The 25,998-nt window shown below is 46.2% G+C and carries 23 protein-coding genes; 20 read left to right on the forward strand and 3 right to left on the reverse strand.

Translation table 11 applies throughout. From position 1 onward, the window contains the following. Window positions 1–3 precede the first annotated feature (3 nt). Window positions 4–1,032, reverse strand: a complete 1,029-nt coding sequence (locus tag DFR60_RS09955) for a LacI family DNA-binding transcriptional regulator (RefSeq protein ID WP_110322762.1) — start codon at window positions 1,030–1,032, stop codon at window positions 4–6. Window positions 1,033–1,254: 222 nt separating this feature from the next. On the opposite strand from DFR60_RS09955, the gene DFR60_RS09960 reads away from it, so the two are divergent. From DFR60_RS09960 to DFR60_RS10025, 14 genes are all read left to right on the forward strand, one after another. Continuing rightward, window positions 1,255–2,652, forward strand: coding sequence for a sulfatase family protein (locus DFR60_RS09960; protein ID WP_110322763.1), 1,398 nt, complete (start codon window positions 1,255–1,257; stop codon window positions 2,650–2,652). 12 nt (window positions 2,653–2,664) lie between these two features. After that, a complete protein-coding gene (locus tag DFR60_RS09965; protein ID WP_110322764.1) occupies window positions 2,665–4,146 on the forward strand; it encodes a sulfatase in 1,482 nt (493 codons plus the stop codon). A gap of 36 nt (window positions 4,147–4,182) precedes the next feature. Then, window positions 4,183–5,784, forward strand: coding sequence for an ABC transporter substrate-binding protein (locus DFR60_RS09970; RefSeq protein WP_110322765.1), 1,602 nt, complete (start codon window positions 4,183–4,185; stop codon window positions 5,782–5,784). 49 nt (window positions 5,785–5,833) lie between these two features. Continuing rightward, entirely contained in the window at window positions 5,834–6,793 is a 960-nt protein-coding gene (locus DFR60_RS09975; protein WP_110322766.1) for an ABC transporter permease, read from the forward strand. Further along, a complete protein-coding gene (locus DFR60_RS09980) occupies window positions 6,786–7,670 on the forward strand; it encodes an ABC transporter permease (RefSeq protein WP_110322767.1) in 885 nt (294 codons plus the stop codon). The genes DFR60_RS09975 and DFR60_RS09980 overlap by 8 nt, the downstream gene beginning before the upstream one ends. A 21-nt stretch (window positions 7,671–7,691) precedes the next feature. Next, a complete protein-coding gene (locus DFR60_RS09985) occupies window positions 7,692–8,693 on the forward strand; it encodes an ABC transporter ATP-binding protein (protein ID WP_341457937.1) in 1,002 nt (333 codons plus the stop codon). 1 nt (window position 8,694) lies between these two features. Next, complete coding sequence (locus tag DFR60_RS09990; RefSeq protein ID WP_110322768.1) at window positions 8,695–9,648, forward strand: ABC transporter ATP-binding protein; 954 nt, start codon at window positions 8,695–8,697, stop codon at window positions 9,646–9,648. Next, complete coding sequence (locus tag DFR60_RS09995; protein WP_243005031.1) at window positions 9,618–10,436, forward strand: sulfite exporter TauE/SafE family protein; 819 nt, start codon at window positions 9,618–9,620, stop codon at window positions 10,434–10,436. Before DFR60_RS09990 ends, DFR60_RS09995 begins: the two co-directional genes overlap by 31 nt. A gap of 141 nt (window positions 10,437–10,577) precedes the next feature. Further along, window positions 10,578–10,919, forward strand: a complete 342-nt coding sequence (locus DFR60_RS10000; RefSeq protein WP_002605293.1) for an MmcQ/YjbR family DNA-binding protein — start codon at window positions 10,578–10,580, stop codon at window positions 10,917–10,919. A 199-nt stretch (window positions 10,920–11,118) separates the two neighbouring features. Continuing rightward, the gene (locus DFR60_RS10005; RefSeq protein WP_110322769.1) at window positions 11,119–12,417 is read left to right on the forward strand and encodes an ABC transporter substrate-binding protein; all 1,299 of its coding nucleotides are present in this window, start codon (window positions 11,119–11,121) and stop codon (window positions 12,415–12,417) included. Window positions 12,418–12,496: 79 nt separating this feature from the next. Continuing rightward, window positions 12,497–13,414, forward strand: a complete 918-nt coding sequence (locus DFR60_RS10010) for a carbohydrate ABC transporter permease (RefSeq protein WP_110322770.1) — start codon at window positions 12,497–12,499, stop codon at window positions 13,412–13,414. Beyond that, window positions 13,411–14,256, forward strand: coding sequence for a carbohydrate ABC transporter permease (locus DFR60_RS10015; protein ID WP_110322771.1), 846 nt, complete (start codon window positions 13,411–13,413; stop codon window positions 14,254–14,256). The genes DFR60_RS10010 and DFR60_RS10015 overlap by 4 nt, the downstream gene beginning before the upstream one ends. A gap of 73 nt (window positions 14,257–14,329) precedes the next feature. Further along, entirely contained in the window at window positions 14,330–16,159 is a 1,830-nt protein-coding gene (locus DFR60_RS10020; RefSeq protein WP_110322772.1) for a sensor histidine kinase, read from the forward strand. Further along, window positions 16,150–16,884 carry a response regulator transcription factor gene (locus tag DFR60_RS10025; protein ID WP_110322773.1) on the forward strand — a complete coding sequence of 245 codons (735 nt, stop codon included), beginning with the start codon at window positions 16,150–16,152 and terminating at the stop codon, window positions 16,882–16,884. The genes DFR60_RS10020 and DFR60_RS10025 overlap by 10 nt, the downstream gene beginning before the upstream one ends. Window positions 16,885–16,976: 92 nt before the next feature. Here the strand turns inward: DFR60_RS10025 and DFR60_RS10030 are convergent, their stop codons facing one another. Together DFR60_RS10030 and DFR60_RS10035 are read right to left on the reverse strand one after the other, a co-directional pair. After that, the gene (locus tag DFR60_RS10030; RefSeq protein WP_110322774.1) at window positions 16,977–18,239 is read right to left on the reverse strand and encodes an ATP-binding protein; all 1,263 of its coding nucleotides are present in this window, start codon (window positions 18,237–18,239) and stop codon (window positions 16,977–16,979) included. Window positions 18,240–18,360: 121 nt separating this feature from the next. Continuing rightward, on the reverse strand, window positions 18,361–19,356 hold the full coding sequence (locus DFR60_RS10035; protein WP_110322775.1) for a LacI family DNA-binding transcriptional regulator: 996 nt from the start codon (window positions 19,354–19,356) through the stop codon (window positions 18,361–18,363). A gap of 313 nt (window positions 19,357–19,669) precedes the next feature. Here DFR60_RS10035 and DFR60_RS10040 point away from each other — a divergent pair, with 313 nt between their 5' ends. From DFR60_RS10040 to DFR60_RS10065, 6 genes are all read left to right on the forward strand, one after another. Beyond that, window positions 19,670–21,031 (forward strand): ABC transporter substrate-binding protein, encoded by a 1,362-nt coding sequence (locus tag DFR60_RS10040; protein WP_110322776.1) that lies wholly within the window; start codon window positions 19,670–19,672, stop codon window positions 21,029–21,031. 88 nt (window positions 21,032–21,119) lie between these two features. Next, window positions 21,120–22,022: a carbohydrate ABC transporter permease gene (locus tag DFR60_RS10045; protein ID WP_110322777.1), complete on the forward strand. Its 903-nt coding sequence runs from the start codon at window positions 21,120–21,122 to the stop codon at window positions 22,020–22,022. 14 nt (window positions 22,023–22,036) lie between these two features. After that, the gene (locus DFR60_RS10050; protein ID WP_243005032.1) at window positions 22,037–22,876 is read left to right on the forward strand and encodes a carbohydrate ABC transporter permease; all 840 of its coding nucleotides are present in this window, start codon (window positions 22,037–22,039) and stop codon (window positions 22,874–22,876) included. A 20-nt stretch (window positions 22,877–22,896) separates the two neighbouring features. After that, window positions 22,897–24,381: a glycoside hydrolase family 32 protein gene (locus tag DFR60_RS10055; protein WP_110322778.1), complete on the forward strand. Its 1,485-nt coding sequence runs from the start codon at window positions 22,897–22,899 to the stop codon at window positions 24,379–24,381. A gap of 71 nt (window positions 24,382–24,452) precedes the next feature. Then, a complete protein-coding gene (locus DFR60_RS10060) occupies window positions 24,453–25,196 on the forward strand; it encodes a MerR family transcriptional regulator (protein WP_110322779.1) in 744 nt (247 codons plus the stop codon). Window positions 25,197–25,587: 391 nt separating this feature from the next. After that, window positions 25,588–25,908 carry a hypothetical protein gene (locus DFR60_RS10065; RefSeq protein ID WP_055660094.1) on the forward strand — a complete coding sequence of 107 codons (321 nt, stop codon included), beginning with the start codon at window positions 25,588–25,590 and terminating at the stop codon, window positions 25,906–25,908. The last annotated feature ends 90 nt before the right edge of the window (window positions 25,909–25,998 follow it).

Genomic DNA, 25,998 nt, shown 5'->3' on the forward strand with positions numbered 1-25,998 from the left:
CCGCTAAAAGACGGCTGGATCTGTAGGTTCTATCACTGGTTGAAGCGTTAATTTACGGACGCCATTTTTGCTGTCGATAATATTTAATAAAGATCTTGCTGATTCGAATCCAGCATCATAATGAGGAAAATGATAGGAAACCGACCTCTCATACCAGTGGGCTGTTTCCTCGGACTGCAGTAAAAGGTGCTGGTCGTGAAGCTTTTGGGACACTGTTTGCTGAACCTCCCTGGAACTGCAGATAAAGCAGGTATCCAGGGAAACAGAGTTGACAAGGTTTTTTACAACCTGAATGTTTGCACGCTCTACTTCAAAGAACTTATTATCCTGAGAAAAGGTACTGGAGTTGGCGTCTATCCCTTCAATAGGAAAGATTTCAAACTGCAGATCATCGTGTCCTACCATGACGGCCCGGAATCCTCTTTCCCTGGCAGTCTCTTTCGCATTGGTATAGTTGGGCCGTATGTAAATAAACTTCTTAAATCCTTTGTTTAGGAGATGGTCAGCCCGGAGATAGGAAGAGGCAAAATAATCATAAGTAATACTGTTGATAGCGGAATCCTCAGCCATGCAGTCAATCGTTGAAAACGGAATATTATAAGCTTTAATCTGTTCAAGTGCCTCGGGAGAGACGTCACTGTGGTTGGAAGATACGTAGATTATTCCATCGGTGAGTGTGTTCATGCAGGCATCAATGTAGTTGAAGGTGTTGCCGCATCTCTGGTCATTGCACAATAAGATGCTGTATCCCTTCGGCTCCAGATAGGATCGGATTCCCTGCATGGCATTATAATAGCGGGGGGTGTTTAAGGTGGTGGCCAGACGCACCGCAATACAGTAGGAACGACTGCTTTTTAAGCGTTTGGCTGCGCTGTTTGGGATGTAATTAAGTTCGGCCACGGCGTCAAGAACACGTTTCCTTGTACTTTCCGAGATAGATTTACCGGGTGTGTCATTCAGGACATAGGAGACGGTTGCCTGGGACACATTTGCCCGCTGCGCAATGTCTTTGCTCGTTATTTTATTTTTCATATTAAAATTCCTTACAGATAAAATTCAGTTTAGTTAACTTGTAGTATAAAAAGGTATATACGAATAAACTAATAACACTATTATAACAGATGAAAAAACAGACATATATGTTAAAAATGCACAAAAATATAACGATTTATTTAACTAATATAACCGATTGACGAATAAAAGTAGACGTTGTATTATGGTTATACGAATAAATAAAACGGAGGAGGAAAACACTTGGAAAAGAGGCCGAACTTTTTATTTCTGTTCAGTGATCAGCACCGGGGCGACTGGATGCCATATGACAAAGAGATAAAAAGAAAACTTGGTGTGGAAGATTTAGAGCTAAAGATGCCAAATATACGCAGTCTTATGGATCATGGTACCGCGTTTACCAAGGCAGTGTCCCCGGCGCCGCTGTGTGCACCGGCGCGGGCGTGTCTTGCGGCGGGAAAACGTTATAAAAACTGCCGTGTGTATTCCAATAACACGAACTATGACGCAGGGCTGGAAACATTTTATGGGAAGCTTAAGGATCATGGTTACTACGTAAGCGGCGTGGGCAAGTTTGATTTAAATAAAGCAGATCTGGAATGGGGGAATGGATATCATCCGCTGCTTCAGCAGATTGGTTTTTCTGATGCCGCTGACAGCGAAGGAAAGATGGATACCGTGTGGGCCGCATTAAAGGATCATCCGGGGCCCTACGGCAGAATGCTGAAGGTGAGGGGATGGCTGGATAGGCATGTAGAGGATATGATACACCGGGGCGGGAATACGTACCCGACACCTCTTCCTGATGAACTCTATGCAGATAACTGGATCACCCGGGAGAGCCTGGAGATGATAGAGGGGCTTCCCAGAGAAAGACCCTGGTTTTTGCAGGTAAACTTCTCCGGCCCTCATGATCCGTGGGACATTACGGAAAGCATGAAGAACGCAGTCTCGGACCGTTCCTTTCCCGATGCGCCGGGATGCTCCTTTTGCGGAGACAATCAAAAGGTACGGCAAAATTACGCAGCCATGATTGAGAATATCGATCGCTGTATCGGCGAAATTCTGGAAGCTGTGAAAACGCGCGGCGACTGGGAAAATACGATTGTGGTTTACGGATCGGACCACGGGGAAATGATGGGGGATCATAATCTGTATGGAAAATCAAAGCCGGAACAGGGATCTGTACATATACCGCTTGTAATTGACGCTTCCCGGTTTGGAGGAAAGCGGGCTGTCTGCAATGAAACGCCAGTGGAGCTTCAGGACCTGGCGGCGACATTTCTTGATTATGCGGGACTTCCGGTGGAGGAAAGTCTGGAATCTCTTTCTTTAAAGCCGGTATTGAACGGAACAGAACCTTATGTCAGGAAATATGGCATCTCTGAGCTCATTAATCCCGATCCTAAGGGACTGATAAAAAGCTTTGGAACAATAACTGATGGGGAGTACAAACTCATTATGAAAGTCGGAGAGCCGGAGCGGTTATATAATTTAAGCACAGATCCCTTCGAAATGCATGATCTTGCGGCCAGCAGACCAGAGGAAGTAAAACGATTAAAACTGGCATTTGGACAGCGCGGGGAAAAGCTGGATCCAGCTATTGAACTTTATGTAAAATCATTTCATGTGAGAGGATAGGAGGCGATCCCGATGAAAGCCATTATGGTGATGTTTGACTCTCTCAACCGCAATTTTCTGCCGCCCTACGGCTGTCCGGAGGTATATGCCCCTAATTTTGTCAGACTGGCGGAGCGGACAGTTACCTTCCGTTCGGCTTACGCCGGAAGTCTTCCGTGTATGCCGGCCCGCCGGGAACTGCATACCGGAAGACTGAACTTTCTGCACAGAGGCTGGTCGCCGTTAGAGCCCTTCGACGATTCCATGCCGGAATTGTTAAGCCATGCAGGCGTCCATACGCATCTGGTCAGCGATCATGGTCATTACTGGGAGGACGGCGGAGCGACATACCACACGAGATATTCCACCTGGGAATGTATTCGCGGACAGGAAGGCGATCCATGGAAAGGAAACCTTTCTCCCGACATACAGGCAGCTACCATGATACCGGGGAGCAATCCGGAGATAGAAAAATTTAAACAGAGACTGTATAAGCAGGACGCGGTGAACCGCATATACAGAGCAGATAAAGAAAATAGCTGTCAGAAGCTGACCTTTGACCGGGGGCTGGAATTTATTGAGACGAATCAAGGGTATGACAACTGGTTTCTTCAGATAGAGTCCTTCGATCCGCACGAACCGTTTTATTCCTTTGAAGAATACTTAAAACAGTACGAAAAACCAGCCCTGGACAGAGACTTGGACTGGCCTCCCTATGACCGTGTTCATCAGACGGAGGAGGAGATTGCCTACATTCGTGCAAAATACATGGCAATGATCTCCATGTGTGACGAGAATCTTGGAAGGGTGCTGGATATGATGGACCGGTATGATCTGTGGAAAGACACCATGCTGATCGTCAACACGGATCATGGTTTTCTCCTGGGCGAACACGGATGGTGGGCTAAAAATATCATGCCATGTTACCAGGAGATCGTCAATATTCCTCTGTTCCTATGGGATCCGAGGTATGGTAAAAGAGGGGAATACCGCGACAGTCTGGTACAGACGATCGATATGGCCCCCACGCTTCTGGAGTATTTCGGATGTGATCAGCCGAAGGATATGACCGGAAAAGCGCTTGGGGATACCATTTTTAAGGACCGGCCGGTCCGGGAATTTGCGCTGTTTGGCTATCACGGAAATCAGCTGAATATCACAGATGGAAGGTACGCCTATATGAGGGCCGTTGTTCATCCGGAGATCCCGCTGTATGAATATACACTGATGCCAAACCGTATGAACTGCAGGATGGGAGCGGAACTGGAACAGGCCTCTCTGGCACAGCCATTTGGTTTTACAAAAAATATGCCGGTGTTAAAAATTCCTGCTTCAGGGGGAACGGATGCCGTAACCCGGACGTATGGAACACAGCTGTTTGATCTGCAGGAAGATCCAGGACAGCAGCAGCCCATAAAAGATGAAGCGCAGGAAAAAAGGCTCTGTCGGGCCATGAAACAGCTGTTAGAAGTAAACGAAGCCCCAGGGGAGCTGTTTAAGCGCATGGGGCTGTAGAATCTGTTAATAAATTAAAAAAGGAGAAGATTTATTATGAAGAAAAGCATATCGAAATCAGTGTGTGCATTGTTGACTGGCTGTATGGTCATCAGTTCTCTTGTGGGATGCGGGGGCAGTAAAGACAGTGGAGGAAGTGCTGCAGCGGCAAATCCAACAGAGAGTGCTGCGGTGTCCGGTCCGATCACAGGTATTAAGATCGGAACATCAGAAAGCTGGGAGACTTTGACTCCGTTTCGTACCACGCAGAGCCAGTATGCGTCTATGGTCAGGCTGATCTATGACCGCCTAGCGTATCAGACAGCGGATAACGAGTACATTCCTCAGGTGGCAAAAAGCTGGGGGGTAAACGATGATGGTGTTACATGGAATGTAGAGATTTACGATTACGTAGAAGATTCAGAAGGAAACCATATCACGGCCAGCGATATCGTGTGGATGCTGGAGGAATCCATAAAACAGGGACTGAAGCCCTGCTTTAACAAAATTGCCAGTGTTGAACAGACCGGGGATTATACGTTTAAGGTGGTTATGAAACAGGATATTGTAAATTCCTTTGAACTCGTTCTGGTAAGTACTTATGTGGTATCTCAGAAGGCGTATGAGGCGAGCGAGGATGGGTTTGCTACAAAGATTGTCTCGACTTCCCCGTATACAGTCACGGATTTTGTATCTGGCTCTCATATTACATTTAAGAAGAGAGACAGCTACTGGCAAAAACCAGAGTTGATAGACCCGGTTCTGGCAGCGAATCTCGAAGAGATTACATATACCATCATTAAGGAAGCTTCACAACAGCAGGTTGCTTTGGAGACAGGAACCGTCGATGTGTTTGAAGGGATCAGTGCAAGTATTGTTCCGGCATTTGAAGGGAACAACGCTTATCACATCGATCAGCTGCCAAGCAGCAACGGAACTCAGCTGTTTTTCTCCGGAGATAAGAGCAGAATAATAGCCGATGATGAGAATCTCGGCCGAGCAATCTGCTACGCCATCGATGCGGAAGGAATTATTGCCGGTGTGTATAATGGCTATGCAAAGCCAATGCATGACGCGGCGGTGGAAAGTGTCGTTGGGTATCTGGATAAATGGAATGACGAGGAATATTTCCCTTACGATGTTGAGAAGGCAAAGGAATACCTGACTCAGTCCAACTATAACGGTGAGGAGCTGGAGCTGCTCTGTATGTCTGATTCCACCACGCAGCGTGTGGCGCAGATGATTCAAAACTATCTGCTCGCAATCAACGTGAAGCTGAAACTGAATATTGTGGATTCAGCCCTTTTCTCCGCCTCTCGTTTTGATGGCGCTCAGTATGACATGATCATTATCAGTGCCGGAGCCGGTTCCCTGCCAGCCTTCTGGTCTAACCGTTTTGACAGCACCGCGTATGAAAAAGGTGATGGTACAGCCCGCCGCGATGAGGTCCTGACGGAGATGCTGTACTCCACATGGTCCAATTCAGGATTTACCGAGGAGAATATTGATGCGGTACACCAGTATATTAAGGATCACGTGTATGCATACGGTATTTGTCTTCCGACAATCAGTACCATCTACAGCAGTAAAATTGCTTTGACAGAGAGCGTGAATCTTCCGTCGGGTAATATTGACTTTGCAGCCAGTGTAAAACAATAATGGAAAGCAGGAGACAGAGGCATTTTATGATGGAAGAAAGGGGTTCATAATGGCAAGGTACATATTAAAAAGATTACTCTGGATGATTCCAATTGTTCTTGGCGTGGCAGTCATTGTATTTACACTGATGTCCTTCTGCCCGGGGGATCCGGCCGCAATTATACTTGGCTCCTCGGCAACAGAAGCAGATCTGGCGGCCATGCGTGATGAGCTTGGGTTAAATCATTCCTATCTTGTGAGGCTGGGAACATTTTTAAGTGATACGTTTATTCATTTTGATCTTGGAAAATCGTGGATTACGCAGACGAGTATCAGCGCAGCCATCGCAGAGCGGCTTCCGAGAACCATGATGCTGACCATAGCAACCCTGGGGCTCTCGATTCTGATCGGAATTCCTCTCGGAATTATGGCCGCTATTAATCAGGGAAAATGGAAGGACAACTTCTGCATGGGATTTGCACTGCTTGGCGTCTCGATTCCGGATTTCTGGCTGGCACTTCTGCTTATTATCCTGTTTTCCGTAAAGCTGGGGTGGCTGCCCGCTATGGGAATAGGCGGAGTTAAATACTATATTCTTCCTGCACTGGCAGGATGCATGGGCGGAATAGCCACCCTTGCCCGTCAGACCCGTTCCAGTATGCTGGATGTGATTCGAGCAGACTACATCACGACAGCGAGGTCGAAGGGCGTGCCGGAGTTTCGTGTGATTACAGGCCATGCGTTAAAAAATGCCATGATACCGATTATCACAATTATCGGTACCCATTTTGGAAAAATGCTGGGCGGCGCCATGGTAATTGAAACAATCTTCTCTATTCCGGGAATGGGGTCTTATATCGTCACGGGGGTTAATTCCCGGGATTATCCGGTTGTACAGGTCGCGGCTATCTTTTTGGCAATTGTATTCAGTATCTGTATGCTGGGAGTAGATTTAATCTATGCAGCGGTAGATCCGAGAATTAAGGCACAGTATGGGAAAAAGAAAAGGAAGGTGAAGGCAGATGACTGAAGCAGCAGCTGTTCAGACAAAGGTCAGGGTCAGAAAGAACTCTGAATTTATGCGGATTTTAAAGCAGTTAAGCTACAATAAGCTGGCCATGTTCGGAGCCATTGTGTTTGTGGCGGAGCTGGTGCTTGTCCTTTTCGCCCCACTGATCGCCCCATATGGATACGCGGACATGGACATGACAGTCGTTTCTCAGGGACCATCGCTGGCCCATTTATGCGGAACCGATGATCTGGGAAGAGATATTTTCAGCCGACTTCTGTATGGCGGCCGCTATTCCATAACCATGGGAATCTTCAGCATCGGAATCTCTGCGACGCTGGGGGTTATCATCGGATCCATCGCCGGTTATTTTGGCGGCCAGGCGGATAATATTATTATGAGAGTACTCGATGTGATTCAGTCACTGCCGGGTATGCTGCTCACTATCGTGATTTCTGCGGTACTTGGCTCCGGCTATTTAAATACGATTCTGGCGCTGTCTGTAAATGGAATTCCGGGACAGGCCAGGATGCTGCGGGCTCAGATGCTGCGGGTCAGAGACAGCGAGTACATAGAAGCGGCCAGGTCTATTAATTGCAGCAGATTCCGAATCATTGTAAAACATTTGATTCCTAACTCATTTTCACCGCTGATTGTCCAGGCCACCATGGGTGTGGCAAATATGATTATTATGGCAGCCGGCTTAAGCTTTATCGGTCTTGGAGTACAGCCTCCGGCTCCGGAATGGGGGGCCATGCTTTCCAGCTCCAGACAGTTTATCAGGTCCAGCCCGCATATGGTAATCTTTCCGGGACTTGCGATTGCGATTACAATTCTTTCCCTTAACTTAATGGGAGATGGCCTTCGCGATGCACTGGATCCCAAGCTGAAACGTTAAGAAAATGGAGGAACAGAGCGTATGTCGGAAGTAATGAGTCAAAGAAAGCCATTTCTGGAAGTAAAAGATCTTGTTGTGGAATATTTTACGAAAGAACAGACGGTTCATGCCGTAAATGGTGTTTCGTTTCAATTGGAAAAGGGCAGAACACTGGGGCTGGTAGGAGAAACGGGGGCAGGTAAAACCTCTATAGCAAAATCAATCCTGCGGATTCTGCCGGATGTAGGCGCCCGGATTGCCGGAGGTGAAGTGTGGCTGGAAGGTGAAAATCTCATCGGATTATCAGAAGAAAAGATGAGAAGTATCCGCGGTAAAAAGATATCGATGATTTTTCAGGACCCAATGACCGCGTTAAATCCGGTTCAGAGGGTGGGGGATCAGATCGCGGAGGTCGTGTCCTTACACAACAGCGGAACCAAAGAAAGCTTTAAGAAACGGGCAGAGGATATGCTTGAGATGGTAGGAATCCCCAGGGAACGTTACCCGGATTATCCCCATCAGTTCTCCGGAGGGATGAAGCAGAGGGTGGTGATTGCGATCGCCCTGGCCTGTAATCCCGAGCTTCTGCTTGCTGATGAGCCGACGACGGCACTGGATGTGACGATTCAGGCCCAGGTACTTAAACTGATTGGCCAGTTAAAGGAGCAGATTCATACATCCATGATACTGATTACACATGATATGGGTGTGGTAGCCACTCACTGCGATGAGGTCGCTGTAGTCTATGGAGGAAATATCATAGAGTACGGCAGCAGGGAGCAGATTTTTGACCATCCGTCTCACCCGTATACCATCGGCCTGTTTGGTGCCATTCCGAATATGAATGAGGATGAAGAGTGGCTGCATCCCATCGATGGCCTTCCGCCGGATCCGGCAAATTTACCGGAGGGCTGCTCGTTCCATCCCCGCTGTAAATACGCCACGGAGGAGTGCAGACACGGGGAGACGGGGATGCAGACAACCTCGGATGGACATGAGTGCCGCTGCTGTCATGCGGATACGGTTTTGATAGGGGAGGCATAGGATGGAACCGGTTATTGAAGTGAAAAATTTAAAGAAATATTTTCCGACTGCTAACGGTATCCTGCATGCGGTAGACGATGTGTCACTTACCATACACAGAGGAAAAACGCTGGGAGTCGTAGGGGAATCCGGATGCGGGAAATCTACATTGGGAAGAACGATTATTCATTTACAGGAGCGTACAGCGGGACAGATCTTTTTGTCTGGAAAAGATATCTCTGACCTAAAAGGTAAAGAACTGACCAGAGCCCGTGAGAAGATGCAGATAATTTTTCAGGACCCATATTCTTCGCTTGATCCTCGAAAGACGGTGGATGCCACGATCCGTGAACCGTTGGTCGTTTCAAAAAGATACAAAAAAAATGAGATAGATGATGTAACTGCGGAACTGATGGAACTGGTTGGAATCGACAACCGGCTTAGAATGTCGTATCCTCATGAGCTGGACGGCGGGCGGAGACAGCGCGTGGGAATTGCCCGTGCACTCGCCTTAAATCCTGATTTTGTCGTGTGCGATGAGCCTGTTTCCGCGCTGGATGTCTCCATTCAGGCCCAGGTTTTAAATCTGCTGAAAAAGCTTCAGCAGCAGAAAGGGCTGACCTATATGTTTGTCACCCACAATCTGTCGGTAGTAAAACATATATCCGATGATATCTGTGTGATGTACCTCGGGCAGGTAGTGGAGCTCTGCCCGTCAAAAGAACTGTTTAAGAGTCCGCTGCATCCCTATACGAAAGCGCTGCTTTCAGCAATTCCCTCTGTAGATATTCACAATCCAAATAAACCCGAGATTCTGAAGGGGGAGCTGTCCTCCCCGATTAATCCGAAGCCGGGGTGCCGATTTGCAACCAGGTGCAGATATGCTGCGGAGGCGTGCAGACAGCCCCAGAATATGGAGGAGGTTACTCCGGGACACTTTGTGACATGCTGCAGAGTAAAGGAAGTGCAGAAGTGATGCCTGTGTACGTGGTATTTCTGACTGTCAGCTTTCTCGCTTCCATTGTGGGAGCCATCTGCGGTATTGGCGGCGGTGTGATTATAAAACCCGTGCTGGATGCCTTCGGAGTGCTTGATGTATCGGCAATCAGCTTCCTTTCGGGCTGCACGGTCCTTGCCATGAGCGTGTATTCCGTGGGACGTAATAAGATAGCCGGTACATTGTCCGTGGACATGTCGACAGGAACGCCTCTGGCAGCAGGTGCTGCTGTTGGGGGCGTTGTGGGGAAATATATGTTTCAGGGAGTCAGGCAGATGTTTGAAAATCAGAATACTGTGGGTGCGGTGCAGGCAGCCTGTCTGATGACTCTGACATTGGGAACCTTAATTTATACGCTGAAAAAGAGCCGTATTAAGACACATTATTTAAAAAGTGTTCCGGCCTGTCTTGCAATCGGCCTGTTTTTAGGTGTTTTATCGTCTTTTCTCGGAATTGGGGGCGGACCCATCAATCTGGTAATTCTGTTTTACTTTTTTTCCATGACCACGAAAGTGGCTGCACAGAATTCTTTATATATAATCCTGTTCTCACAGGTAACAAGCCTCGTCGTATCTGTTTTTACAGGAACGGTGCCGCCGGTGGAATGGGGGATACTGGCCGGTATGGTGGTCTGCGGCGTCCTGGGCGGTATTACCGGGCGCTGGTTTAATAAAAGGATGAACGACCGGATGGTCGATAAGCTGTTTATGATTCTTATGGTGATGATTATCTTTATAAATATCTATAATATTTTCTATTATGCATAATGGAAAATGCGTTGTAGAACCGCTGGAAATACAGTATAATTAATACGCCCGGCTCATCTGCACCTACAACACGCAGCGCCGGTAAATCCCCCGAAACTGTTCCGGCACAGTTTTGGAATCAAGGAAAGACGGGTATCTGCTATGGCGTTTAAGACGAAGAAAGATTTAATTAAGTACTGTCTGACTTATCCGGACGTTTACGAGGACTATCCGTTTCACGATACGGAATGGGCTGTGATCCGGCACAGGAAGAATAAAAAGGTATTTGCATGGATCTATACGCGTGAGGAAAAGACCTGTGTGAATGTAAAATGTGATCCCGAATGGACTGAATTCTGGAGAAATGCATTTCCGGGCGTTCTGCCCGGGTACCATCTTAATAAGAAGTACTGGAATACGATTTTACTGGATGGTACGGTCCCGGATCCGGATATAAAAAGAATGATTGGTGAGAGCTTTGATCTGACAATGGAAAAGCGATGAGGCAGGCAGACCCTGTATCATCGCTTTTCATTGCTGAAATGCCTTCTCCCGCCGCTATCGGCTTTTGAATATGAAAATATTACACCCTTTTAGAAATTTAGTCTCTGTTTTTTCCATATAACCGATGGTAGAATTTAACTATCAAATGAAAAGCGCGCGCAGAGAGTTGAATATAAGACAAAACAGGGAGGTTTCAATCATGAAGCATAAATTAGTATCGGTGGTACTGGCGGCGGCCATGCTGGCATCGTCTTTAACAGGCTGTGGTTCCAAAGCGGAGACAACCGCAAAAAATGACAGCGGCGCCATTACATTAAAAGTATTTTCCAACCTGCCGGACAGAAAAAATGGTCAGGGCCTGGTGGAACAGATGATTATCGATGACTACATGAAGGAAAATACGAATGTGAAAATTGAAGTGGAAGCTCTGGACGAGGAAGCGTATAAGACGAAGTTCAAGGCATACTCCATGGAAGGCATGCCGGACGTCGTCAGTATCTGGGGACAGCCGTCCTTCCTGGACGAGGTGCTGGATGCGGGAGTGCTTGCTGAGCTAAATGAGGCAGACTATGCGGATTATGGCTTTATCTCCGGTTCCCTGGAAGGCTTTAAGAAAGATGGCAAGCTGTATGGCCTTCCCAGAAACACAGACGTGGCCGGCTTCTATTATAATGAGAAAATGTTTAAGGACAACGGCTGGGAAGTACCCGCTGCGTATGATGAATTATTAGACCTGGCTCAGAAAATCAGCGGCGCGGGGATTACACCGCTGGCCATGGACGGCGGAGACGGCTGGCCGATGGCAATCTATCTGTCTGATATCCTCTTTAAACTGACCGGCGACTATACGGGCATTGTCAGCAACGCTGTGAGCACAGGGGACTTCACGGACCCGGCATTCAAACAGGCGACAGAGATTTTAAAAGAGACAGCGGACGCCGGCCTGTTCCAGAATGGTTACGATTCCCAGGATTACGGAACGGCCATGAACTTATTTACCAACGGCCAGGCAGCCATGTTCTACATGGGAAGCTGGGAGGCTTCCATGGCCATGAACGAAGACATCCCGGAAGAGGTCAGAACCAATATCAGAGTCTTCACCATGCCAACGATTGCCGGCGGAAAAGGTGCCGCTACAGATATTGCGGCGTGGAACGGCGGCGGTTATGCGGTGTCTGCGAAATCAGAGGTAAAAGAAGAGGCGATCAAGTTCTTAAACTATATGTATCAGCCGGATAAGTTATCCAAGTATGGCTGGGAGAATGGTGTAGGCATGTCGGCGCAGGATCAGACCAGCTACATGAGCGGGAAAGAGACGAAGCTTCAGATGCAGTTCGTAGAAGCAGTAAACGGGGCCTCCAGGGTATCCGGGACACCGGTCAATGACTGCGGCCCTTCCGCATTCAAGACCAGCATTGAAAGTGAAATCCAGAGCGTTTCCAACGGCACAATCACCGTGGATGAGTTCCTTTCTAAAATCGGCGAAGCATGCAAATAACGAACAGAGAAAAAGTGTAAGCTGATTACGGCCGCCGGAGAACAAACCGGCGGCTGTAACTTTCAGAAAGGGGAAGTTTATGAAAAAATTATACAGCAACAAACTGGTCATCCTAAGCCTTGTCCTTCCGGGCCTGCTGTTGTTCGTGTTTGCGATTCTGGCTCCCATTTGCCTCAGTGTCTATTACGGATTTACAGACTACTCCGGAATAGGTTCCTGCAATTATATCGGACTGGAGAATTATCACAGACTGATGAAGGATCAGGTTTTCTGGACCTCCCTTAAGAATTCGCTCCTTTTAGCCATTGGCTTTATCTGCATTCAGCATCCGCTGGCGCTGATCGTGGCGGCAGTGCTGGATAAGCTGGGAGGACGGGGAGAAGGTTTTTTCCGCTGCGTGTACTTTGTGCCCAATGTTATCTCCGTAGCGGTTATCGCATACCTGTGGAAATTTATCTATAATCCCGATTTCGGCCTGTTAAACAATATCATCAAGCTGTTCGGCGGAGACGGCGGAATCAACTGGCTCAGCCAGGGCAGGGCTATCTGGTCGGTACTGATCGTGCTGATCTGGCATGGATTCGGATGGGGAATGTTAATTTACTACACGGGAATCAAAAATATAGATCCCACCCTGTATGAGGCAGCGGCCATTGACGGGGCCAACCAGAAAACCACATTTATGCGGATCACCCTTCCGCTGATGAAGCCGGTGATTCAGGTAAATGTGACCATGGCGGTCATATCCGCATTAAAACAGATGGAGACCGTATACCTGCTTACCAACGGCGGACCCGGCAACAGCACGCAGTTTGCGGCGAATTACTTATATCAGCAGGCGTTTAAAGCGTTCAAGTATGGCTACGGCAATGCCATCGGCGTTATTTTCATCATCATCTGCCTGGTAGTTACCATTTTACTGAACACCGTTTTCGCAGACCGCGATGAAGATGCGGGAAGGAAAAACGGATTGAACAGAAGGAGGGCGAAATCATGAATCAAACGGATAAAAGAACGTTTTCCTGGAAAAAAACGCTTCTTTGGGTGGTGCTGATTCTTGTGGCGGTCGTTCAGATCTTCCCCTTAATCTGGCTGGCAGATTTTTCCCTGGCAAGCAGCAATGAGATGTTTACCAGCGGACTTCTCGTAATCCCGAAGAAGATCCAGTGGGGGAATTATGTTAAAGCTTTTATAGATGGTCATTTTCTGCTATACTTAAAAAATAGTATCCTGATAAACGGACTGGCGGTCATCCTGGTGCTTCTCGTATCGATTATGGCAGGCTTCGCATGCCGCAGAATGAACTGGAAATTAAGGGGCCTTGTGAAGACGCTTCTGCTTATGGGGATGATGATTCCCATTCATGCGACGCTGCTTCCTAATTATAAGATATTCAATCAGCTGGGACTGACCGATACCATCTGGGCGCTGCTGATACCGTACGTGGCATTTTCGCTTCCTCAGGGACTGTTTTTGATGTCCAGCTTCATGGAATCCATTCCGGTAGAGCTGGAGGAGGCGGCGGTTATGGACGGATGTGGGATCTACCGGATCGTTTTCCGGATTATTACGCCCATGATGAAATCGTCCATTGCCACGGTGTCGATCATGACGTTTCTGAACAACTGGAATGAATTTATGATGGCCAGCACCTACTTGAGTTCGCCGAAATGGAAGACGCTTCCGTTCTCGGTACTGGAGTTTACCGGCCAGTATTCTTCCAATTACGCCGTGCAGTTTGCGGTTATGGCTCTGACAGCAGCGCCGGCAGTAATTGTATATATTCTGCTGAATAAACATATTACGAAAGGTGTGGCTATGGGAGCGGTCAAAGGCTAGGCGCGCTCAAAAAAAGGCGGCTGGTTTAACCGGTGGAACACCCGGATCAGAATGATTATAAGGAAGTACGGCTATGAAGAAGATAAAACAGTGGGTAAATCAATTAAGTGTAAAAATGAAACTGATTTTTTATGGGTATTTGATTATCACGCCGGTGTTGATTCTCATATGCGCCGTGCTTCTTTTTTATAACTATAATAAAGACCTGGAGAGCAGACTGGAAAATGACAGGAGCAGTGTCAATGCGCTGGCGGAAAGTATTTACGTCCTCCAGTCCGATATTAAGGATTTCTCCACCTATTTCTGCATTAACGACGAGGTGCATGCCCTGCTGACCGCGAAAAATGCGGAGGAGCTGAACAAGAATGCAAAACTCTGGCTGGAGGAGGCGCCCATGCAGATTGTGCAGGACATGGTAGCACTGAAAGGCCATATCAAGACCATCGGCATTTACCCGGAAAATGGGGTGCGCCCTTATCTCCGGTGCATGGATGCCAGCGCCTACGTGCCGGATCTGGAGACCGTTAAGAAGACGGCGGTCTACCGGGATACGCTGGACAGCGACAACGGGATCTTATGGCGGAGTGTGAGTAAATACGATAAAGAAACTTATAATACCAACCGTTCTGATAAGGTAGTCTTATATAGAGGAATCTTTGATCTGACTCAGAAGAAGACGCTGGGGTATATTGTCATTGGTGTCAGCCAGGAGGTCTTTCAGGAGCTGGGGGAGGGGATACTTCACAGCGACAGGGAAGGTGTGCTGATTCTGGATAAATTCGGCGGTGAGCTCTCGAGAAGCGGCAGCATTCCAAAACAGGTGGCCGAATACTTAAAATCAGACGATTTTATAAAAGAGGACTACCGGAAACGCAAACACAATTTCACATTTGGAGACTATCAAGTGGTGTGCAGCCAGAAAGAGAAGAATTCCAGCATCGTTGTCAAGGTGGTGCCCCGGTACAGCAGGCAGATGCAGCTGACGGATATCGCCTATATGCCGATTACCCTGATGATCGGAGTTTTGCTGGGGCTCCTTCCCCTGCTCCTCATCATTTCCAATATCGTGACCAGGCCGTTAAAACGGGTCAGCGAGGCCATCGTCAAATTTTCAACCGGAGATTTTGACCAGCGGGTGGAGGTGGAAACGAGGGATGAAGTCGGAGAGGTTGCGGAATGCTTTAACAAAATGGTGGAAGATATCAAGTCACTGATTGACGAAAATTACGTTATCACTCTTCAGGAAAAAGAGAGCGAGCTGGCCGCACTTCAGGCTCAGATTAACCCGCATTTCCTGTATAATACGCTGGATTCCTTATACTGGCAGGCCACGGAAGCGGATAACGACGAAATTGCGGAAAGCATTCTGGCCCTGTCACAGCTGTTCCGTCTCGTTTTAAGCCAGGGGAAGAAGGAAGTCACGGTAGCCCAGGAGATTGAACTGGTCTCCAGGTACTTACAGATACAGAAGATGCGTTTTTCCCGGCGTCTTCACTATGAAATCAATGTGGCAGACGAGGTGAAGGCGGTATATATCCCCAAGCTGATCCTGCAGCCATTTGTGGAAAATGCCATTGTTCACGGGTTTGAAAATGTCAGTATACCCTGCTATCTGACGGTAACCGGACGTCTGGATAAGGGAAAGATCCGGTTTGAGATAAAGGATACGGGAATCGGCATGCGCCAGGACCAGATCGACGATATCTGGGAGGAGGAGCCGGCTCAGTATGCCCGTCAGAGAATCGGGCGGTATGCCATTAAAAATATTAAAGAGCGTCTCGAACTCAGATATCATGGTGATTTTAAACTGGAGATTCAGAGTGATGTGGGAAAGGGTACCACAGTAATTCTATGTATTCCTTTTGAGGGTGTTCATAACGAGGAGGAACGGAAGTGTCGGTAAAACTGTTAGTCGCAGATGACGAAGAGGTAATCCGCCGTGGTGTGGCGAAATATATCCGGCTCCATACGGACCGGTTTGACAAGATATATGAGGCTGAAAATGGCCAGGAGGCGGTCGACCTGCTCTTAAAGTATCAGCCGGATATTCTGCTTCTGGATGTCCAGATGCCGCTGAAAAATGGCCTCGATGTGATGAAGGAGGCGGAGCGGGCGGGCCTGCATCCCATCGTAGTAATCTTAAGCGGATACGATGAGTTTAAATACGCGCAGCAGGCGCTGCGTTTCGGGGCAAAGGAATACTTATTAAAACCGGCGCGGGCCGCGGATATTTTAAAGTGCTTAAACCGGCTGGTGGATGACAGCATGGGGCTGGAAGAGCCATGTGTCATGGAAGAAGAGAACGGAACCAACCAGCTGGTAAAGCGGGCTAAAGAGTACATTGCCGAGCACTACATGGAAAATATCACACTCAGCGACACCGCGGAGATCCTGGGAATAACCGGAGGCTATCTCTCCACGCTGTTCCAGAAAAGCCTCCAGTGCGGTTTTATCGACTACCTCAATCGGGTGCGCATCGAAAGGGCATGCTGCTATCTGGAGCAGAATTACTTTAAGACGTATGAGATTGCATATAAAGTGGGGTTCCGGGATGAGAAGTATTTCTCTAAGGTGTTTAAGAAGGTGATGGGGATGTCGCCGAAGGAGTATCGGATGTCGGTGGATTAGGCAGCACATGTACCATGAGGCGCTATAAAAAGCAGCGGAGAGCAGGAACGGCTTATACCATTTACTGCTTCCAACCGCTACTATAAGATGAATTAAATCAGCCATGCTGGAATATACCAGTTTTTGTCATCAATCGGTATCATGTCTGCGGGCATGCATATGACAGCACCAGTTCCAATCGTCGTTTTCAAGTGGGAAGCACCAGAAAAAACATTCTCTTCGCTGGGTTCCTTTTCAATTGGAGACAGGACGGAGAAATTCTTAACGGCATCCTTTGGGGCAGACCCTTTTTTTATTTCTACAGGTGTGAGAATCCCATCCTGATAGATCAGCAGGTCAATTTCTTTTTTGTTGCTGTCCAGATAAAAGTAAAGGGGAGGCTGTTTTCCGGCGTTGATGTAGCTTTTATAAATCTCTGAAACAACCCATGTTTCAAAGAACTGTCCAGCCATTGCGCCGCGTTCTAAGGTTTCGGGACTGCTCCACTTTGTTAGATGGGCACATAAACCAGTGTCCAGAAAGTACATTCTCGGTGCTTTAATAACCCGCTTTAAAGCATTGTTAGAGTATGGCTGTATCAGAGCTACTAAGCCGGAAGATACCAATATAGAAAGCCACTGCTTTGCGGTCGGCGCCGATACGCCAACTTCTCCGGCAATGGTTTCATAGTTTACATTGGTGGCAGTTCTTGCAGCAATTACAGACATAAAGTTTAAAAAGGCAGATTCATCGGCTACCTGTGTCAAATCCTTAATATCCCTGCTGATATAGGTTTCCAGATAAGATTCGTAATACTGCTCCAGATTAACAGCCTCATTTTCGTATAACCGTGGCATAGATCCTTTGAAAATCCTGGAATATACATCATAGATCATCATCGGTTCCATATCATCCATTCGTTTTATCAGCGCTGGAATATCCACCCGGAACGGAGGAAAATGATTTCCTGAAATCTCGCTGTTGGAGAGCCCTGCCATCCTGACTATTCCTGCCCGCCCGGCAAGGGATTCCGTGACTCTTTTCATCATATGAAAGGTCTGAGAGCCGGTAAGCCAAAAATCACCCGGTCGCTTGTGACGATCTGCATAAATCTTAATGTAGTCAAACAGTTCCGTAGCATACTGTACCTCGTCAATCAGTACAGGCGGCTGATATCGCTGCAAAAACATTTCGGGGTCTCTTTTGGCAAATGCCCGAATGGTTGGGTTATCCAGAGATATAATTTTTCGCTCCTTTTCTGCCATACGGCTTAAAAGAGTAGTTTTACCCACCTGGCGTGGGCCGGTTACAATCAAAACAGGGAAGGTCTGACTGATATTTTTTATTGTGGGTTCAATCGTTCTCTCATAATACATAGTTTATCGTACCTCCTGATTGTAGTATATCCACTATATGGACTCTTATGCAGAACCAAAGTGTAATTTTATTTTTGCATAAATATATCTTGGAGTCAAGAGGTGTAAGTAGAAGTATCATCTATATTTCTTTGTTTCCCCTGGTGAGTTCCTTGACCGAAGAACGTTCAATAAAAGTGGTGTCCAGAAATATGTGTCGGGGGGCGCCTCCAGGAGCATTCTTTTCGAGCAGATGATCCAATAGGAAACGGCTTATTTCGGTGCCAATGTACTGAATGTTATGTCCAATGGTTGTGATGTTTTCATATTGTGACAGCGGATTTTCATCGTAGGCGATAACACTTATATCATCAGGAATATTATAATGCAGTTTCTTTAAGACAATCATAAGGGCCGTAAGAACATCCTGAGTAACGGCAATGATTGCGGTGGGCCTGTATTTTGTGATGGCATCTTCAATGATGGAAGCGGAGTTTTCCAATGGAAGAGGCGATATATAATTACCTTCATACGAATCAATTCTATTAACTGCCAGAGTATGCAGTAAACCCTCTTTTCTGTCTTCTGTAGGGCAGATAAGCATAATATTCCGATGGCCTCTGTCGATCAGATATTGTGTCAGTTTGCTTGTAGCGGCGTAATCATTACACATGATAGAGTCGAATTGCTGATAGGCATTCCCGAGAACCTGAAGGGAATAGACATTTGAAGAATTCAGTAATTCAAGTACATCGGAATCTTCAAACAGCGGGGTGAAGGCAATGGCCTCTACACGTGCGGCAAGAAGCGTTTGCAGATTTTTTAAAAGGCTGCGTTCATAAGTACTGTTAAATGACAGAATGACCTTATAGTTGAATTTTTCCAACTCTGTCGTGATTACGGCAGCAACCTGGTAGAAAACAGGATTAAAAATGTTGGTAATGACGAGACCAACGGTACGGGAACGGTTAGATTTTAAGCTGCGGGCAACTGTATTGGGGATATATCCCAACTGTCTTGCGGCATCAAGAACTTTTCTTGCAGTGATATCTGTCACGGCATTGCTGTCAGAATATACTCTGGATACCGTCGCTACGGAAACGCCGGCCAATTTTGCAACATCTCTACTGGTTACCAAATTTACACCACCTTAGTTAAATTATCATAAGTAAAACATGCACATAAATAGTTTTGAGACAATGTGCACAAAATATATTGACAAAAGATGTCCGAAATGATATTATCTGAATATAAATTATACTATTAATTGGCTTTTTAGTAAAGAAAAAAACAAAAAAATATTAAAAAGTCTATTTTTTTTAGAAAAGTTGTATACGTTTACATTTTGTCGATTATTAAAATGGGCGATGAAAGGAGGGACAAATTATTTTTTTGATAAAAAATGTAAACGTATACATTTAAAACATATGACTAAAAGGAGAAGATAATCTATGAAAAAAAGAATGGTGAGCAGTTTGTTGGCAGTGGCAATGATAACGACCCTTCTCGGAGGCTGTGGTACGAAACAGGGGGAGACTACAAAGACGGAACAGGCTGTTGCAGAGACAGAAAAAACAGAAGGAAATACCAATGCGGCTAAGGAATCGGAAGTTTTAGCAGGCGGCACAGAGGTAGAGCTGTCCTTCTGGTATCCAATCAGCCAGGAATCAGAGGCCAACTGGTATGCAATGATGGTTCAGAAATTTAATGAAGAGTATGCAGGTAAGATAAAGATACTTGAAACAGCCAATACACGGGGAGAGTCCTTTGCCTATGAGGATAAAGTCAGTGCTGCCGCTGCAACGAACAGCCTTCCGGATATTCTGATGGCAGATGGACCCAATGTGGCGAGCTACGCATACTCCAATATGTTTATTCCGATAGAAGATTATTTTACGGAAGAGGAAATGAAAGATTTTCTTCCATCGACAATCGCTCAGGGAACGTATGACGGCCATTTCTATGCAGTAGGCATGGGAGAGGGAATTATTAATATTTATTATAACAAGGATATGCTGGATGCAGCCGGTATTTCAGCTCCTGAAAAAATTGAGGACGCCTGGACATGGGACGAGTATTATGATGTCTGCAAAAAGTTGACTAAAGATGGTATCTATGGTGGGAATTTTATTCAGGAGAAGAGCGGTGAATGGATTATTGTGGCTTTCCAGCCATTTTTAGTTGCAAATGGGGCACAGCTGCTTTCTGACGATGGCAGCAAAGCTGAGGGGTACATAAATTCAGAGAAGGCCATCCAGACGGGTATCTATCTCCAGAAGTTTGCAGATGAGGGGCTGATCAATGTGGATCCTACAGCGACGGAGTTTCAGGAAGGCAAATGTGCGACCAAGCTGGCGGGAGCATGGATTATACCGACGCTTGAACAGGCTGATTTTAATTGGGGGGTCACGTATATTCCGCAGAAAGAGGCTTATGCGGGAAGTACATCAGGCGGCTGGACAGTAGGTGTTACGCCAAACTGCCAGAATGTAGATGCAGCCATGGAATTTATTCATTACTTATCCAGTCCTGAGGCCTGTGCAAGCTTTACCGTAGACGGACCGGCTTACCCGCCAGTGCGGTATTCTGCGTATGATTTACTCGATATTTATGATGATGGACCAAATAAAATCATAAAGGAAACTTTATTTGAAGAAGGTCATGCACGTCCGGCCACACCAAACTATCCAATCTTTACACAGAAATTCTCAGAAGCGTTTTACGACATTCTATTAGGTGCTGATGTGAAGACGTCCCTTGATGATATTGCAAACTCCTTTGATAAAGAGTGGGAAGCAACGTATGCAAAGTAATAGAGTACTCCCGGAAAATCAGCCACAAAGATGAGTGCAAGGGAGTTTCCGGGAGTGCTCAATATGGGAAGGGAGGAAGCCTGGTGAAATGGGTGAGGAAAATTTTAGAAAGATGAAATCCAGCTATTCAAGGAGACAGAGAAATACAGCCTATATATTTGTAGCACCGGCGTTAATATTACTCTTGCTATTCCTTATTATACCTGCATTTATGGCTTTGGGGTTTAGCTTTACAGACTTTTACGTCCTGGCACCGGACCGTATGGAGATGGTGGGAGTGGATAATTACGCTTCATTGCTCTCGGATGAACTGTTTTTTAAATGTTTACGAAATACTTTTTATTTTACAGTAGTAATTGTGCCGGTTGAAGCAGTAATTGCCATGGGTCTGGCTATTTTAGTAAATCGAAAGATAGTTGGACGAACATTTTTCAGAACCGCCTATTTTGCTCCTGTGATTTCATCATTAACCGTCGTATCCATTTTGTGGGTATGTTTATACAACCCGAATGACGGTCTGTTTAACGCAATTCTGAACATGGTTGGACTGCCTAGTCAGCGCTTTTTACGAAGCGCTGATCAGGCAATGAATTCTATTCTGGTTATGTCAATCTGGCAGGGAGTTGGCTATCAGATGATTATTTTTATTGCAGGATTAAATGGAATATCGCAGGAACTTTATGAGGCGGCGGCCATCGACGGGGCGAATTCCGTGAAGAAGTTCTTCTATATTACTCTTCCAGGTTTAAGAAATGTGATCTCGTTTATTGTGGTTTACGTAACGATTCAGGCATTTAAGGTATTTACACAGCCTTATATTATGACCTTCGGAGGGCCTCAGAACAGCACCAGGACGTTGGTATACTATATTTACCAGCAGGGTTTTCAATATAAGAAGGCCGGCTACGCATCTGCCATGGCAGTAGTCTTTTTCCTGATTGTGGTATTGGTGTCCATGGCGCTTAAACGCCTTTTAATTGAACGGGACTGAGAGGAGGAACGAGAGTGGGAATTAAAAAAAGCAGACTGCTTAACCGAATACTGATGTATACACTCAACATTTTTCTTGCCGTTGTGTTCCTGGCTCCGCTTGTATGGATGGTGGTATCATCAGTAAAACCTGAGGTCAACATATTTGCAGATATGACTTCTGTGAGGGCATTTCTGCCCATTAGCGGAAGCCTCGATAATTACCAGTCTATCCTGGAGAAGGGGGAGATCGTGAGAACAATGCTTAACAGCCTTTATTACGTTACGATTATGATCGGATTGGGATTAATCGTCAATTCCATGTGCGGTTTTGCTCTTGCAAAGCTTCAATTCAGGGGGCGTGATTTTTTGTTCAGCCTGATTGTAGCACTTATTATTATTCCGCTGGAAAGCATTATTCTGCCGTTGTATTTTATGATCTTTAAGTTTAAGATGCTGAACACTTTTTCTGCACTTATAGCGCCGTTTACGGCCAACTGCTTCAGTATCTTTCTGTTTCGTCAGTTTTTCGTGGATATTCCTGATTCACTTCTGGAGGCAGCATATATTGATGGAGCGTCTCCTTTAAAGGCATTTTTTAAGATTGTGCTTCCTTTGTCGTTCCCGGTGTACGCGACCGTGTTGATTTTGCAGTTTATCGAACACTGGGGAGACTTTTTGTGGCCGGTTCTGGTGACCGACGACAGGACAAAGACCGTGCAGCTGGGACTTCAGACGTTGTTTACGGCTCCTCCAGTTCACTATGGACCAATTTTTGCGGCGTTGACATTAAGCACGCTTCCGGTAGTAGTCATGTTTATTTTCTTTCAGAAGTATTATGTACAGGGTATCGCCCAGTCGGGGATAAAAGGATAGGAAAGGATTACAGAATAAAAATGGGCAATATAAATAAGAATATAGAAGAAGCTGCAAGGGCGACTGCCTATGTTATGGAGCGGCATGAGGAAATTAAGAATAATCCGTTGAGACAAAAGTATCATTTTGAGGTTCCTGCTGGCTGGTGCAACGATCCCAATGGTTTTTCCATTCTGGGAGGAAAATACCATTTGTTTTACCAACATATGCCATACGTATCAGAACCAGGGGATTATAAGATGTATTGGGGGCATGCGGTCAGTCAAAATCTGGTAGACTGGGAAGACCTTCCGGTAGCATTGGCACCGGTTGACAAATGTGATGGGGGAGGCTGCTGGTCTGGCTGTGCTCTGGAACTCGATCAGAAGGTGTATTTAATATATACGGGCCTCGATGCCCGTAATGGTATGCAGCAGGGACAGTGTATGGCTGTCAGCGATGATGGAATTCATTTTACAAAGACAGAGGACAGCCCTATTTTGGCTGATACTCTTTGTGAAGCAGATAAGAAAGACTTCAGAGACCCTTACATTTGGCGTCAGAACGGGGAGTGGAATATGATTCTGGGATCTACAAAGGATCATTTTGCACAAGCACTCCTTTACCGCTCGAATGACTTAAAAAACTGGCGTTTTATCAATACAATGGCCGAGAGTTTGGGAGAATTGGGGTCTGTATGTGAGTGCCCTAATTTCTTTGAAATTGGGGGGAAACATATCCTGTTTATTTCCCCGCACGGGTTGAATCTTAGAAAGTCGGTATATTTAACCGGGGACTTTGATTATCCGGCCGGAAAGTTTTTCTGGGATACGTATGGGGAAATTGACTGGGGAATGGATTACTATGCACCGCAGGTAATTAAAGACGGTAACGGCCGCTGTATTATGATTGGCTGGATGAACAGCTGGAACTGGATGCCGTGGTGTGACGGCACCTATTATACATCGGAAATGGGCTGGTGCGGTGGAATGGCACTGCCCAGAGAACTGCATCTGGATGAGCTGGGACGGCTGCATTTTGAGCCTGTACAGGAGCTGAAGGATTATCGGACTGAACCGGCAGAAATGGTTTCCGAAACTGCAGGAGAAGATGGGATCTCCATAGAAACAGCAGATAATTCCCATTGTGAAATGATAATTGATTTTAACTTGAAGGGGACGACGGCTGAAACCATCCAGTTGGAGGTTAAGAGCAATGAAAAGGAGAAGGTTCTTGTAAACTTAAACCTGAAGTTTGGAGAGATAGAATTTGACCGTTCTCATACCTTTGACCATTTGAAGAGTAAAAGACGCTGCTCTTTCCGCTCGGTCAGTGAAGCGGTCTGCCGTATTCATGTGTTTATTGATTCCGCATCGGTGGAGTTGTTTACCGATGACTATATGACCTGTATGACAAATACCGTTTATGTTCCGGAAAATGCGGACCGTATCAAAATACGCGGAATAGGCGGTATGGTTAAGATTTTAAAGGTTCAGTCCTGGGCGATCAAAAAAATTAAAATTTGAATTTCTTATAAATATTTCTTGACTCTCACGCTGCGTCATACATTATAGTAAACATGAAGGCGGTGATAACTATGAGACTGACAGTAAGCGAGACAGCAAAATTAACAAATATCAGTGTGCGCACACTCCATTATTACGATGAGATAGGACTGCTCAAACCAACCGATACGACGGAGGCGGGATACCGTTATTACGACGAAGAGGCGCTGGCAGTGCTGCAGCAGATTTTGCTGTACCGGGAACTGGATTTTCCTCTGAAGGAAATCAAAGACATGTTGTCGAAGCCTGACTATGACCGCCAGGAAGCACTTGCGGCCCATAAGTCGCTGCTCTTGCTGAAGATCGAGCGGCTGCGCCGGCTGACCGGACTGGTGGACAGTATGATGAGAGGAGAAAACACCATGAGTTTTCAGGAATTTGATATGCACGAGATAGAAGAAGCAAAGAAAAAGTACGCGAAAGAAGCGAAGGAACGCTGGGGTGACACGGAGGCGTACTGCGAAAGTGAAAAGAAGACTTCCGGCTACGGAGAGGAAAAGTGGAAGGCTTTAAACGAAGAAATGAGTGATATTTTCCGGGAATTTGCGGAGTGTGCCCAGGCTGGTGAGACGCCTGAGGGTAGCCGGGCGGCCGGATTAGTGGAGCGGTGGAGGAGCCATATCACCGAAAACTACTACGAATGCACCCTGGAAATCCTGGAGGGACTGGGAAAAATGTACGTGGGGGACGGACGTTTTAAAGAAAATATCGACCAATTTGGCGAACACACAGCCGAATTTATGAGCCGGGCGATAGAAAGCTACTGCAAACGGTAAATAATGGAAAATGGGCTGAAAAGCGCCGCAAACGTGGTAAAAACACAAAAACACAGGAAAATAACAAAATAATACACAAAAAACATAGCGCCATAGCACTGTATAATAGTGCATAATGACATGAAATAAAGAACGCCTAAAAAAGTACAGTATGGTTACAAGAGTATATTTTCATAGTTTTCAGTTTAGAACCTCTTTTGTCAATTGTAATAAATTTTAAGAAATCGGGTGACTTTTAATTAAGAAAAAAATCACAGAAAGAACATTGACTTTAAACGTTTGGAGTGATAAACTGACACTCGACTTGAGGGCATAGGACAACCGAAAGTCATGACACAATTCTAAGACATAACAAAAAGACACCTATGTAGTCGCAAGGAGGAGAACAATTATGAAACTGACAGCAAAGAAACTCGTACTTACAGGCATCGCGGTATTAACTATGGCATCAATCTCTGCATGTGGCAGCGGTACAACTGCTGAGACAACTGCAGCAACAGAAGCTGAAGTTACAACAGAAGCAACAACAGAAGCAGTAACAACAGAAGAAGCTACAGATGAGACTACTGAAGGAGAATCTGCAGACGCAGAGTCTACAGAAGCAGTAGATTCTGAGGATGCTTCCGCAGAAGAGTCTTCTGAAGAAGTTGAAGCTGCATCTCTTGAAGACGCAGAAGCAGTAACAGAAGAAGCTACAACAGCAGCGAACTAATCAGAACTGACATAAGCTGTTACAGCAAAAAAGCAATTTATTTGGGCGGAGACGAGTGTCTCCGCCCTTTCTGATTATAAAAGAAGAAAA

The organism is Hungatella effluvii (assembly GCF_003201875.1).
GTDB lineage: Bacteria > Bacillota > Clostridia > Lachnospirales > Lachnospiraceae > Hungatella > Hungatella effluvii.